General features: G+C 48.1%; 1 pseudogene. It reads right to left on the bottom strand.

The features are described from left to right. Positions 1–595, bottom strand: a pseudogene (locus tag AWH66_RS20330) (transketolase); the annotation flags it as partial.

Genomic DNA, 595 nt, shown 5'->3' with positions numbered 1-595 from the left:
CGCTTAGGTGTATCGTCAGAGAACCAACCTTCCACTTCACCGTCAATAGAGATACCATTGTCATCCCAGAAAGCAATCAGCTTACCAAGACCTAATGTACCTGCTAGAGAACACGCTTCGTGAGAAATACCTTCCATCAGACAGCCATCACCCATGAATACATAAGTGAAGTGGTCGACGATGTCGTGACCTTCTTTGTTGAATTGCGCTGCAAGAGATTTCTCAGCAATCGCCATACCAACCGCGTTAGTAATACCTTGGCCTAGAGGACCCGTTGTGGTCTCGATACCTGGTGCATAACCATACTCTGGGTGGCCTGGTGTTTTTGAGTGTAGTTGACGGAAGTTTTTCAAATCGTCAATGGATAGCTCGTAACCGCTTAGGTGAAGCAGAGAATAAATCAGCATAGAGCCGTGGCCGTTAGAAAGAACAAAACGGTCGCGGTCAGCCCACTCTGGGTTTGACGGGTTGTGATTTAGGTGAGAACGCCAAAGAACTTCAGCGATATCTGCCATACCCATTGGTGCACCTGGGTGACCTGAGTTAGCTTGTTGAACACCATCCATGCTTAGCGCGCGGATTGCATTAGCGAGTT

It is taken from the genome of Vibrio barjaei, from assembly GCF_001639065.2.
GTDB lineage: Bacteria > Pseudomonadota > Gammaproteobacteria > Enterobacterales > Vibrionaceae > Vibrio > Vibrio barjaei.
Note: the sequence above shows the minus strand (reverse complement) of the source record. Positions and strands in the feature narration are given on the sequence as shown.